10 protein-coding genes are annotated in these 13,989 nt (G+C 28.7%); 6 read left to right on the top strand and 4 right to left on the bottom strand.

Features of this window, described 5'->3' with window-relative positions:
- The first annotated feature begins 445 nt into the window (after positions 1-445).
- The 4 genes from VIM70_RS20410 to VIM70_RS20395 all read left to right on the top strand — a co-directional run bounded on the left by VIM70_RS20410 (position 446) and on the right by VIM70_RS20395 (position 4,654).
- On the top strand, positions 446-754 hold the full coding sequence (locus VIM70_RS20410; RefSeq protein WP_331947622.1) for a hypothetical protein: 309 nt from the start codon (positions 446-448) through the stop codon (positions 752-754).
- A 39-nt stretch (positions 755-793) separates the two neighbouring features.
- Positions 794-2,452, top strand: coding sequence for a hypothetical protein (locus tag VIM70_RS20405; RefSeq protein WP_331947621.1), 1,659 nt, complete (start codon positions 794-796; stop codon positions 2,450-2,452).
- A 633-nt stretch (positions 2,453-3,085) separates the two neighbouring features.
- Positions 3,086-4,084, top strand: coding sequence for a hypothetical protein (locus VIM70_RS20400; protein WP_331947620.1), 999 nt, complete (start codon positions 3,086-3,088; stop codon positions 4,082-4,084).
- A gap of 36 nt (positions 4,085-4,120) precedes the next feature.
- The gene (locus VIM70_RS20395) at positions 4,121-4,654 is read left to right on the top strand and encodes a GNAT family N-acetyltransferase (RefSeq protein ID WP_331947619.1); all 534 of its coding nucleotides are present in this window, start codon (positions 4,121-4,123) and stop codon (positions 4,652-4,654) included.
- 247 nt (positions 4,655-4,901) lie between these two features.
- Here VIM70_RS20395 and VIM70_RS20390 read toward each other — a convergent pair whose 3' ends face one another.
- Positions 4,902-5,405 carry an ATP-binding protein gene (locus tag VIM70_RS20390; protein WP_331947626.1) on the bottom strand — a complete coding sequence of 168 codons (504 nt, stop codon included), beginning with the start codon at positions 5,403-5,405 and terminating at the stop codon, positions 4,902-4,904.
- Positions 5,406-5,536: 131 nt separating this feature from the next.
- Here VIM70_RS20390 and VIM70_RS20385 point away from each other — a divergent pair, with 131 nt between their 5' ends.
- Together VIM70_RS20385 and VIM70_RS20380 are read left to right on the top strand one after the other, a co-directional pair.
- On the top strand, positions 5,537-5,950 hold the full coding sequence (locus tag VIM70_RS20385; protein WP_331947618.1) for a hypothetical protein: 414 nt from the start codon (positions 5,537-5,539) through the stop codon (positions 5,948-5,950).
- A gap of 83 nt (positions 5,951-6,033) precedes the next feature.
- The gene (locus tag VIM70_RS20380; RefSeq protein WP_331947617.1) at positions 6,034-6,528 is read left to right on the top strand and encodes a GNAT family N-acetyltransferase; all 495 of its coding nucleotides are present in this window, start codon (positions 6,034-6,036) and stop codon (positions 6,526-6,528) included.
- 783 nt (positions 6,529-7,311) lie between these two features.
- Here VIM70_RS20380 and VIM70_RS20375 read toward each other — a convergent pair.
- The 3 genes from VIM70_RS20375 to VIM70_RS20365 all read right to left on the bottom strand — a co-directional run bounded on the left by VIM70_RS20375 (position 7,312) and on the right by VIM70_RS20365 (position 13,772).
- Positions 7,312-10,245, bottom strand: coding sequence for a DEAD/DEAH box helicase (locus VIM70_RS20375; protein WP_331947625.1), 2,934 nt, complete (start codon positions 10,243-10,245; stop codon positions 7,312-7,314).
- Between the two features lie 440 nt (positions 10,246-10,685).
- Positions 10,686-11,084, bottom strand: a complete 399-nt coding sequence (locus VIM70_RS20370; RefSeq protein ID WP_331947616.1) for a (deoxy)nucleoside triphosphate pyrophosphohydrolase — start codon at positions 11,082-11,084, stop codon at positions 10,686-10,688.
- A 36-nt stretch (positions 11,085-11,120) separates the two neighbouring features.
- Positions 11,121-13,772, bottom strand: a complete 2,652-nt coding sequence (locus tag VIM70_RS20365) for a hypothetical protein (RefSeq protein ID WP_331947615.1) — start codon at positions 13,770-13,772, stop codon at positions 11,121-11,123.
- Between the last annotated feature and the right edge of the window lie 217 nt (positions 13,773-13,989).

Here is a 13,989-nt window from a genome sequence, read left to right as displayed (position 1 = left end):
ATTAAGGTTACATTAAAATAGCCAAGATTTACAATTAGGTGCTATAACTAAAAGTAATTATTAACGAATAATTCCAATCTGAGCTTAAATAAGCGTTTTAATTATTTGGTAGATTATTGAATTATAAGGTTGATGGCTATGCTACGACCTCGGAGGTCGTTACATAAACTGGAAGTTTGTGTTTGCTACTTAATTTTTAATACTAAAAATATTATAATAATGGTAATCAAGGTATAAGGTACTTTCAGGATAGAATAAGAATTTTAAAGGATAAATAAGTGGTCATAAGGTAATTATACAAAAATATAGAAATATAAAGTAAATTATAACAATATTTACATTAAAGACTAAGTATGATAAAATCTCCATAGAAGAGTGTAAAGACCATTACTATCTGTCTTATAATAGAAGGTTTCATACAATAATATTTAGGAGGTTATTAGATATGTGTTATACAGTAAGTGCTGAAGACATGTTAACTTGGGCGTTAGTAAAAAGTGATGAAGGAGTTTCTGTGTCTTATGTTAGAAGATTAAGTGAGGTAGCACAAGCTAAGATTAGAAACTGCAATTTTGATGTTGCAGCAAGTTCACTCTGGGCAGTAGTAGAGTATTCAGCTATGTTTAAATGTTTAGATAATAATACAATCGTTTTTACTAATAATTATATTAATAAGATAGATAAAATTAAAGAAACATTAAAATATACAATACCTAAAAAGATAAATGAAGTTTTAGCTGAGAGCTTTATTTAAATAAACTATTGATGAGAAAAGTAAGGATGGCTAGTAAAAATGAAAAAATTTAAAACAATAAGGGATTCAGTACATGGATATATTGAAATTGAAAAAGAGTATATGGATCTGTTTATCGATAGTACTCTTTTTCAAAGGCTTGGAAGAATTGAACAGACCAGTATGAGAGTTTTATATCCTTCAGCACGGCATGATAGATTTATTCACTCAATTGGAGTTTTCCATCTAGGTAAAAAAGCATTTAATTATTTTAGATATAATTTTGAATCGGAAAATAATGCAATTAATATTGAAGATGCACATTGGAAATATTGGCAGAAGTCTTTTGAAATTGCATGTTTATTACATGATATTGGACATGCACCGTTCTCACATACATGCGAAGGTTTTTACCAGGAAGAACAAACCGAGTTAACAATAGGAGGAGTAAGTGCTATTCCATCAATTTCTTCCCAGCTTTTTGGTGAACTGAAAGGTAAGCTTAATGAAGAATGTTATAAAGAATTTATTAGAGATTATGGGGTTGGTAACGTTTCACCATCACCACATGAAATTGTTAGTTCTATTGTTATCTTAAAATGTTTTTCAGATAAAATTAATAAAATGGATGCGGATATTAATTTAATTGTAAGATCAGTTATAGGATGTGTATTTAGTGATACCAGTGGTGAAAAAGGTATACAAAATTGCTTTATAAGAATGTTAAATTCACCCGTTATAGATGTTGATAAACTAGATTACATTACTAGAGATAGTAGTTTAACTGGGTTTTCAAACGCAACAATTGATTCTGAAAGACTATTGAAAGCATTTACTGCTGTTAGAGAGAGCGGAGATGATTATTATTTAGCATATAATAAAAATGCATTGAGCGCTATCCAAAATGTTATTTCGGCAAACAATGCAGAACTGGCATGGATTGTTAATCATCATGTAGTAGTTTATAACGCGTACTTAATTCGAACAGTAATTAATAAAATTTCAAATGAGATTTTTCCTAAGAATCCAGTGCTTTTTAAAAAGGAGTTATTTTCTGTTGATGCAATTATAGGTGAGAAGGATTGTTGTGGAGTGTTTAAAGTTAATATGCTCACAGATGATGATTTATGGCACCTATTTAAGCTACATGATAAAATACCTGAGGTAAAAGAGTTACTTACAAGAAGTCTAAGAAAAAAAGCAGTGTGGAAATCTTTTGCAGAATTCACTTTGTTATTTGATGAAGGGAATATTGATCCTAAAAATGGTGATTTTGATTTTGAAAGATTTAAGGAATCATTTAATGCATGCTGTAATGATTCTAAAGAATTCGGAAATCATTTATACACTGAAGAGTATATTAAAGAAAATGTAGGATTAGTAAGTGGTGCAGGAATGAAGCTTTATGTAATATTAGATGATTTTGCTAAAGAAAATGACTTAGACTTAGAAGAGTTAGTTATTATAGAGGGCAGTAATCCAACTAAAAGCAATGCCGTAATATCAAGAAATCAACTAAGAATAAGATTCTTCGAAGGTGACAATGGAACAAAAAGATATGACAAGGTTATGAAACTATTACCACAAGAGAAAGTAAATAAAAAGGATATAATAAAGTCTCCATATTTTTATCTCTTTTACCCCAAACAAATTGATAAAGAGAAACTATGTAATTTTATTAAAAATCACAGTTTATTTAAATATCATGAGGGGGCATAATATAAGTTATTACATTGTGTTAGGCTATCAAATTGCATTGTATCTACTTGTTAGCAATATAATACTATACAAGTGGAAGGGAAATAAATAGTGTGGTTGTATCCAGTATATTAAATAAGCCTATAATATCATAGGCTTATTTTTATTGATATGAATTTAATGTCCGCATAATTTATTTAATTGTTTAGTTAGAGAACAAGCCAAATATGTTCAATTATAACTTATATCCATTAAAATTATTTTAGTGATAACACGTAATACACGATTATATACTAATTTAATTCATAAAAATGATATATGCATTTATATACATAATACTAATTAACATGCATTTTTTAGTATTTTGAGTTAAGATAACCTATAAAGTGTTATCGATAATAGAATTATTGGTATATAAATATCTAAATGTTATACAAAATTGCGTTTACTTTCTGTAAATTTTATAGTAAAATTAGGTAAAAATAACTTGGGAATTAACAATATAAAATAGAAATAAAAATATGAATAAAGGTAATGTGCTTAGAAAAGACATAAATACGGTATACATATATTTATTAAGCACAGAAACAAATATTGAAAGGTTACGTTAAATATGCTGCAACAATCATATATTTAAAAGGAGATATACGATAAATGAGAAGTTTTGCCTTATGGTATTCAGATTCAGGTAAAGATAAAAAAGAAATACCGAACAAAGAGGTAACAGTACATATAAATCTTTGGAGTAAAAAAGTAGAGGATAAAAAAGAGTATTGTTTCGATTTTGGTTTATTAGTAGAAGATATAGAGGACATAGAAAATATTTATTTGTATATGCCCTTCGAAGCAGTTAAAAGTCAAATCAAAGATTTAGGTATTGTTATTTCAAATAATCAACTAGTAAATGCTATTTTCAATGAGAATTTTTCTACAACCGATGGCAATCCTAAAAGATTAATCGTTAATGGTGTTGAAGGGAAACCAGAATTCGTAATATATGCATTACAAGTTGAAAGTCAAGTAAATCTTAAGAACTGCATAAGAAGAGATGATACACCAGGAACTATATTAGAAATAAATATAAAGGACATAGATATAATACCAAATGATATTTCAAGGTATTATTTTAGAATCAGAATAAAGGTAGCAAGTGATAATATCGATTTGATTAATGATGAAATTAAAGGTATTAGTATATTTAGTGATCAATTTACTAATACAGAGGTTATAGATTTTAGATTAAACGATGTTCGTAGTTGCAGTGAGGAATTAAGAGAGCAATTTGACAAAGGAGAACAGTTTAATATTTTAGCGGTTCATTATTTAATATTGAGAGATGCAAATGATGTAATCATTCATCATGGAAAAGAAATAAATAGTAGGATGTTAGAGAATGATTTGTGGAAAGATTATATAGATGGAACTAACAAAAATATTATCGCTTATCATATGAAAAGTAAAGCAGAAAAAATTCTTAAAGGTAAAGATGATGAATTAATGTATAAATATGTAGAAAATTTTTCTGACCTAACTAGATTTCAATATCAAAAGGGTAGTAATTGGATTGTAACAAAGTATATAATTGGTATTATTATTTTAGGAGCTATTGGTGGGGTTGCAGGAAATTGGTTATCTAAGTTATTTGGAATATAAAATTTTAAATTGTACAGTGAGGAGAGAAGAATGAGTATGAAAATTAAAAAAAATTCTTACTATAGGGTTTCTGAAATTGAGCCTGAAATATTAAGGCGTTTTATGATTAATGAGGTAGGAGTAAAAGCTAAAGATAAACTATACAACTATTTGAGAGACTTAGCTGAAAGCTATCCTAGGTTTGATGATTGGTTTTATAATGTGGTAATACCCGAGGTAGAAATGAAAAATGGAGAACGTGAAATTATTATAGCTATGTCAGAGTTAGAAGGCAGTAATGAGGTTATACTTACTGGCATCGCTATATTAAAGAAAAAACAATCAGAAAAGAAAATCTGTACTTTTAGAGTTCATGAAAAGTATCGTAATCAAGGTATAGGAACTGAATTGTTTGAGGAATGTTTTAAATATCTAGGTACAAGGAAACCTATAATAACTATAGCTCATGATAGGAAAGAATTGTTTGAAAAGCATATAAGTAATTTTAATTTTAAAGAAAATCAAAGTTTAAAAGATTACTATACACAGGGGTCTATAGAATATGTGTATAATGGATTTTTAGAAGATTAGAAAAACAAAAACATATAAAATAATACTTTAATCTTCATTATAATAATAAGAGTAGAATGACGTCAATTTAGATGTTTGGATATGCTTAAGGAAGCATCATATAATGATTATAAGCTGAGGTCTATATAATGAACTTACAGCATAGGTGTTGGCCAATATTACTGTATAAAATTAAGTTATTGATAGATGTTAGACAGTGAGTGATTAGGTACCCATAGCATATGGGTACCTCTTTTATATGAATATGTTAATCAAAAAAATCAATAAGTTTATTACTTACACACTTATCATCCATTACAGATAAATCTATACATATATAAGGTACATTTAATATAGAAGCGATTTTTTGTGAATAGGCTAACTCTTTGTTATTTAAATCTTGTAACATATTTAAATCATATTCATAGTTATTTCTTGATTTTAGTCTGGTATAGATAGTATTTATGTCCACAGTTAATACTACTATTTTTTTTATGCCCAAATTTATAAAAGTTCCTTTTGGAACTTGTTCGGGCTGCTTATATTTATTAATGAGATAAAAATGACCATCTAATAAGTAGTTCTTTTCATTATTAAATGAAGCTCTGATGATTTTAACTAGTACATCTTGGTTTTCAACAATTTCATCAATAAACAAAGAGTCAAAGGGTTTATTCTTATAGTTGGATATTAAACTACTAGCGGAATAATGTTCTAAGTTATATTTTTTAGAAATACAATTACAAAAGGTTGTCTTTCCAACACCGTGTATACCGCCTATAAAAAATATATTTTTATTAATAGTATTACCTCCTAAGATCTAATTAGAAAATATCTATGTATAGTGATACAATAATGGTACTATAAACATGTTTTATAGATGTTATATTAAAGGAGTAATAAATGTTATATGATATGATATTATCTATTAACCCCTGTTATGTGAAAGAAATCATAAGTGGCAAGAAAATATATGAATTTAGGAAATCTAAACATTGTAAAGAAATTCAAAGAGTATATATATACGAGACAAGACCTACAAAAAAAATAATTGGGTATTTTAAATACAATGGTATTATCTCTGATGATAAGTATAACATATGGGATATGTGTAAAGGTAATGCCGGTATCTGCAAGGAGGATTATTTTGATTACTATAAGCATTCACTAAAAGCATATGCGTATATAATAGAGGATTTTGTATTGTTAAAAGACCAAATAAATCCATATGAATTAATAGAAGGATTTACTGCACCTCAGTCATATCGGTATATTAAAAGAGGGATAATAGATGAATTGATTAGTAACCTAATATAATTAATAGGGGGTTATAAAATATATATTAAGTCTATATGGCTTTGTGTTATAATATAATAAAACTAGGTGGGGGATGGGTGAAGGTGAATAAATACATATATCTATCAGATAAGGATACTTCTTCACAAATATTTAGAGATTATACAGATGAAATATTTAAAAAGCTTTATTTTTTAAAAAGGAGCTATCCAAATTTTAAAGACTGGTATTATAACAAGGTAGTGCCTGATATTCAGTATGGAAGACGAGAAATTATAATTAATAAAACCGATGGTCATATTTCTGCTGTAAGTATATTGAAAAAAAGTGAAGAAAAGAAGATTTGTACATTTGTAGTTTTTCCCAAGTATCAAAATAGAGGTATAGGAAAAGAAATGTTACAAAAGAGCATGAAATTTTTAGATACTAAAAAACCTATTATAACAGTTTCTTCAGAAAACATTGATAGCTTTAGGCATCTTCTAAATGAGTTTAACTTTACGAAATATGATGAGATAAAAAATTGCTATAAAAATCGATCATCTGAATATGTTTTTAATGGTTATTTAAACATTAAGGAATGCTATAAAAGTGCCTAATTTAAAGGTCAAATATAAGTTAGAATCAATTTGAGATTTTTCTGCTAACTAAATTGTAAATGTGATTTGTAATGAAAGGCCCCCTAATTAAATGGGAGCTTTATTTTTGTAGGTTAAAGACATAAAGTCCCACTGATTCATAATTAAAAAGAACATAGAATAGCAGTAGAGAGAAGCTATTCAGTTTTTATGTTTAACATTAAAAACAATAGCTATAAACCCTAGCCCTTTCATATATATATAATTAAAGTTAAATTTATATATGAATTAATCTACAGGTCTAATGTTTCTCCATTATTGAAGCATTTCTATTGACTTATTTTAACTAAATTTAAGGATAGCTAAATTTTAATATTGAGATTTAATTATATTTATTAGTAATAATAAAAATTATATATTTCATATGGTACGAATCACATACCAGTAGCCAATAAGTGTAGGTGAAGGTCTACGAAGTTGTTTAAAGCTTGTTGGAGACTATTTGGAGACTATGGATATTAAAAGGTATAGTAAAATAGTATAAGTTACTATAAAATAACAATATAAATTGTTGATATACAAGGGATTGGCGGTATATGATTTAAGCTGGAAGAGGCCATCTACCACACTATGAACCAATTGGTCGCACGTTTGACCCCAGTTCGTCACCATAAAAGCCCTAGAAATTTTAATCTTCTAGAGCTTTTGTTGTTTTTAAAATTGTCTACAACAACCTGTTCTTTAGTTAAGAAAGAAACACAGAGAGCAGTTCATAATTGTTGTAAACATAAAATACCGCTGTTGCTATGAGATAATGAAATCAAACAAATCTTCTCTTATAGGAGTATATAACTGATACCTAATTTCCACAGCAGTCTTATTAGTATTTCCCATAATAATTGGGTTAGGAGTGCCTACGGTATTAATTTTTCCAAGATAATAAAACTCTTTTGATAATTTATCATCCTTGTTTTTTCTTACAAATAAACTCATTTCAACACCATCTTTTTTAGCATTATATGCTTGTACAACATCTGCAGATTTTTCTGTTCTCCCTGATTTAGATATTGCAATTAATTGTGATGCGGACTCAAATCTATCTTCATAATTTATAGAAGCATTAATATCTTGGGATTTGTTATAATTAATAAATACAGGGTAGGTTTTAGTTTTCTTATCAAATCTATAACCGCCAATATTAAGAGCTACTTCGCATTTTTCCCATTCTAATAATTTACACACGTCCTCATATGTATACTTTTGATACAATTGAAAATTTGTATTCATATAATTGGTACTATAAAATCTTTTATGTCTATCTATACCAAACTCTATAAGTTCTAGAACCATATTCTTAAATTCTTCATTCTTCAGATTCCCAATGAAAACCTCTGAGGTTTTATAATCTAAACCATCTTTTTCTATGAAAATACAATCCTTATATGTTGCTTTAGCAGTACCGCTTGCAAACTGATTTGTAAGCACATTTACTATTGAGGTCTCTGTACTATCCTTGAAATCTATATAATATTGCTCTTTTAAAATATGTCTTAGCCTATATATTAAATCAACTTTATAATTTATAGCACACCTAATCATCTCTAACTCATGGATTCGTTTTCCAGAAGCAAGTTTTTTAGAAATGAATTCTATAAAAGATTCTTGGACAGCATCAAGCTCAATAGTATATTCTTTTTCATACTTTGTTAAAAACTTATGATATGAGCCTAAGCTGTTATTATCAAAAATTCTTATAGGATCAATGGAGTCATGTAAATCAAAATCATTTAAGCTAGGGATTTTACCTAGTTTTTGTTTTAAATTTTTGTAACTCTCTTTAATAATTTTAATATCATTAAAATTGGCTTTATCAATAGATTCAAAAATACGTTTCTTAGAAATTTCATCAAAATTCACAGTAGAGCAACCTGGAATTATTCTATTACCTTCCATAACATATTTCCTAATAGTATCTTTATTATAGGTTCGATCTCCTGAAAGTGCTATAGGAATGAAAAAGTTACTATCATAGTTTCCTACAAAGTCTATGATGACAACAAATTCTTTATAATTGTATTTTCTAAGACCACGTCCTAATTGTTGGATAAAGATTATGGCGGATTTAGTAGCCCGTAGCATAACAACTTGATTAACTGAGGGTATGTCTATTCCTTCATTAAAAATATCAACTGTAAAAATATAATCCAAACAATTAGTGAGTTCATCTTGTTCTAAGCGCTCAATAGCTGTTTCACGTTCTAGTTGAGTATTATCTCCTGTTAAAGCTAATGTTTTTAAGCCACATTTATTAAACTTAATCGATAATTCTTTAGCTTCTTTTTTATCACTACAAAATATTAGGCCTTTTACTCGATCACCACAATAGCCATAAAAGCTAATTTTATTGATAATATGATTAACCCTTTGGTCATCTACTAAATATTTAAAATCTGTAGTATCATCTAATCCATTACCATCTATAGATATATCTGTGATTCCAAAATAGTGGAATGGACAAAGTAAATCTTCTTCTAAAGCTTGTTGCAGACGAATTTCATAAGCCACATTATGATCAAACATTTTAAAAATATCAAAATCATCAGATCTTTCTGGAGTAGCTGTCATACCTAATAGAAATTCTGGCTCAAAATAATCAACAATCTTTTGATAACTAATAGCACCGGCCTTATGAACTTCATCTATAACGATATAATCAAATTCCTTCTTAGGAAAGCTTAATAATACTTCATCTTTGGATAAAGTCTGAACTGTTGAAAATATAAAATCTTTATCAATATCTTTTGAGTTACCTGAAAGAATACCCATACTTTTAGTATCCCCGAAAACATCTTTAAAGCTATCTAAGGCTTGTTTTGAAATTTGTTCTCTATGTACAATAAATAGCGCTCTTGTTGGATTAAAATTTCTAATATCAAAAGCTGATAAATAAGTTTTACCTGTACCTGTAGCTGAAATTAATAAAGCTTTTTTAGCTCCGTTTTCTCTTACCTTGTCTAAAGCTTGAATTGCAGATACCTGCATTTTATTTGGCTTTAGTGTGTATTGAGAAAGTCTAGGAACACTGCTTTTCCTAGCAGATTCTCTTTGTTTTAAATATATCTTTTCATAAACATCAATCCACTCTAAAGTTAAATTAGCAGCTTCATGCCACATAGCTCGAAACTCATTTAATACTTCATTTGTTAACGAGCCTTCTTCTAAAGAGGATATCTTTATATTCCATTCTTTATTTTTAGTTAATGCAGCTTGAGTCAAGTTAGAACTACCAATAATAAGCCTATAATGATCACTATGTTTAAAAATGTATCCTTTAGTATGAAAGTTATTTTTAGAATATAGTTTAATATTAATATTCGAAAACTCTAAAAGCTTCTTTAATGCCTTAGGTTCACTAAAGTTTAGGTAATCTGTGGTTAAAATTTCACCTTTGATTCCTTTGTTCTCTAAGTATTTAAAGGTCTCTAATAGAGGTGTAACACCGCTACTTGTAATAAATGCCACAGATATCATAAACTGATCGCAGTTCATCAGCTCTACAACGATATCACTTAATACTTTACTACCTTTACTATAATCATTTAAAATAAGCTTTGGTCTCAATGCTAAATTGGAATTTACTAAGTTGTTTATTAATCCTGTTTCATTCGCACTTAAAATTTCCTTGGCAATATTAATTTGAATATGACTGCTTTCATCAATAGGTTTAATATCTATAATAGATTCTAAATCTTTATTTTTATCTATTTCAGTTAAAGTTTTCAACCTTACACTTCCTTCAAAAGCTGCTTATTTTTATTTGTGAATCTATAATTAATTATGGATTTAAGGTTATCTATCAACTATTTATCATATATATACGTTTATAGATGTAGACGGTTTTGTTATAAACATAATAAATATCCTGATTGGTAACAACCTCAATATGATGTAATTTCACTTAATATTATAACAGATATGTATAATTATAACTTGGACAATTATATTGGAAAATACAATCGTATTCTACCTACACTATTAATGTTTATTAAGGCATACTAACTAGTCAAACAGTTTTCTTGAGATGTACTAGTAATTATAGAATCCAAGTTAAAATAAGAGGATGGAATGCCAATATGCTTATATACAAAATACAGAAAAGGTATAGCAATTTAATTATGCTATACCTTTTCGAGTGTTAGCTGATTTACAGCCTTCATATCTGCTGGAGCCCAGTTTAGAGAAAGTAAATTTTCTCTATGTAACCATATCAATTTTGAATGTTCACTTGCGGTAGGTGTACCAGATGTTATGCGGCACTTAACAGTAATTAAATTTACTTTAAACGTATCATATTCATGAGTATTATCATTGAATACATCAATAAATTCAACATCACAAGCAAGTTCTTCTTTTATTTCTCTTTCAATAGCTTCTTTTAAAGTTTCACTACCCTCTATCTTACCACCAGCAAACTCCCACATGTTTGGGAGAGACATTATCGGCGAGCGAAGTGCGCATAATATTTCATTATTTTCATTTTCTATAACTGCACCTACAACTTTTATTAGTCTTTTCATATAAAACACCTCTAATTAAGTTTAGCATAAAAGGGGTTAGTCTACCATGTTATCATCTGCAATAAAATCTATATCAACATTCTTCTCACGAAGTTTACTAATATAAAGCACTGCACACCTAAATGTCTTTTTATTCTTTGGATTTTCTTGTCTCACTGAAAAATTCACAGGCTTATTGTAGCATTTACAGTATTGCATATTACTTAATTGTTTTTTGAAACTACTCAGTGGTAACACCTCATGAGTCACATTATGCTCTCTACAGTACTTTACAAACCTATCGTAAAAGCATGTATAATTAAGGCGAAGCACAAAATCTCCATCTAAATCCAGCACAGCATCATAGTCGATATTTCTTAAAAGTTCATTATTAGCTGCCATACGATTCATGGTTTCAAAATTTTGTTCTATAACTGTTTTATTGGAAGAACCCCCATCTAACAAGTCCTCATAAGCACCTGTTTCAATTGATGAAATAATCTCCTTCATAGTAAAACCTGTGCATTCCTCCATATTTAAATTTAAATCATCAAATACCTTCTTAAGTAAAGCTATACCAATCATACAGTTAGCTATAGAAGTTTTAACTCTATCATTTTTAATATCATTACCAATCAGTTTTTCAAAAATCGCACTATGGATTTCTTTAATTTTTTCCTCTTCCATTTTTAAGGCCTCCTTCAAAAGACTCGCTCCAAGTTTATTAAGTAAAATAGAATTTTTCTTTAATTTTTCTAGACTTTCTTTTGTTATCTCATCAAAATAGGAAGTTGCAAATATAACTCTAAGGCTCCTTCCTATGTTTGCCGTTTCCTCAATACCTACCTCTCCAGACAAAATCACTGAAGCTCTAGGAATAAAACTTCTATTTTTATCTAAGGTGGCTACCCCTTTTATTCCTTTGTAGTTATCATAGGAATTTCTCATAACCCCTGATATTAAATCCACTTTATACTTACCTATTATGTGAGGCTTGTACTCTTCCAAAATAAGAGGTATAAAATTACTACTGCTGGCGGTTTTATTTAAGGCAAAGTCTGTACATTGCGCCGCATTTAATATTCCATCCTCCATGCACAATATGGGTGTAATAATATATTTTACTGCGCTGCTTTTACCACTACTGCGTTCACCTTCTATTAAAAGGTGGTTGTATTGAATTTTATTATGTTTAAGCTTTTCTTTCAGAAACAAACCACTTACATAACCTAATATGGCTGCAGTATTTTTAAGTATGCTAAATTTAAATAAATAAGGTGTTATTGTTAAAAGCTCCTCTTTTGTAATAACATCATTCTTTAGAATGTTAGTATTAAGTTCCACATATTGATTTTGCATAGCTATATCTAGCGTGGGCTTTCCCTCAGAATTTATAGCACCATGCTCAGTTGCGAAGAACCACTGATTATTAATTCTATGAAAACCACTGAAGGTAACACCCTTCCTTATTTCACGAGTTTTACTTGAAATAATAAATCTTATATATTGAAGGTCCTCTATCCTTCCTATATAAAAAGTTTTAAAGCTGTTTAGTGCTCTTCTAAAAGATAATACATCATCAAAATCAGAGCTTTTAAATGTCCTCTCACCTATAACCCCTTCCTCCGTAACAATATGTCCTATAATTTGAGTATCCCCTTCATTTTCAATGTAATATTTAGGATTAATGATAAAATTAGAAATATTGATTATTTGTTTCTTATAATATTTGTAGTAACAAAACTCATCTTCATAAATATTTCCTATAGGTTTATTCTGCTTTGCGTCACTATCTACTGTTTCATCTGTTGCATTAACCAAAGTAATTAATTCTTCTAGAGTGCCTCCATTTCCTACCCAATCTACAATATCCTCCTTAAGTTTTAAACGTGGAAGTTCTATTATTTTTATAGATTTAGCCACATTTTTTATTGCATTTAGAACATCTTTTGCATAAGCCTTACCACTTTCATCATTATCGGGTAGGATTACTATATTAGCATCGGTTAGTGAAGCAACATAATCTGCACTATAAGCTGAAAATCCCCTAGCTCCAAAAGCAGTGGTAGTTCCGACTTGTCCTAACTTGAAAATTTCATCTGCACATTTTTCTCCTTCTACAAAGAAAATAGTCTTATCATTATTAATGCCCTCTAAAACCTGCGGTAGCTTATAAATAATATGTCTTGTACCCTTTAATCCAAAGCTCCAACTACTATTATCTTTAGTATAAGCCATGAAATCCTTCTTTCTGTTGCCTTTATCCATCCACTCTCGTCTACAAATCTTATATAATATATTTCCAAGTTCATCCTCATAATAATAATTAGCTATAGTCTCCTTGTGATAATCAAAATTTTGTTTTGCCGGTAAGTCACATTTTGTAGAAGTTTCAGGTTTTTCTGTTTCAATTTCAATATTATATTTTGCACTTAAAAATTTCATCCCATTGTGGAATCCCTCAATTCCTTCTTTATACGAGGCGGCAGCTAAAATATCACCTTTAGCTCCACAACTAAAGCAGTTCCAATACCTTCCACTGCTTCCTGGCACAATGGCTGCACTTGGATCCTCATCTTTATGACTATGTGCACTTTTATTAAAACAAGTAAATTTTCTATTTTTATTTTTGCTACTATGTTCCATTACATATTCTTTTAAATGGTCCTGTATTTCACTAATACATTTTTGTGTAATTTTGATTCCCATAAAAAACCCCCTAATTACTTTTGTACGGCTTAGATCACTAAGCATTATCTCTAGGATAAATCCCTGAAAAATAACAAGAATTGTGTTTGTATTACACTTTCAGTAAACATATATGACCTTGTGCTGGAGATTTGCAGCAAAATCATTAAATTATTACTAAAAACTTTTAATAATAGTAATATTGTAAATAAATAAGAAATATGTAATTAGCTTAGTT

The organism is Clostridium sp. (assembly GCF_036569345.1).
Taxonomy (GTDB): Bacteria; Bacillota; Clostridia; order Clostridiales; family Clostridiaceae; genus Clostridium_AD.
Note: the sequence above shows the minus strand (reverse complement) of the source record. Positions and strands in the feature narration are given on the sequence as shown.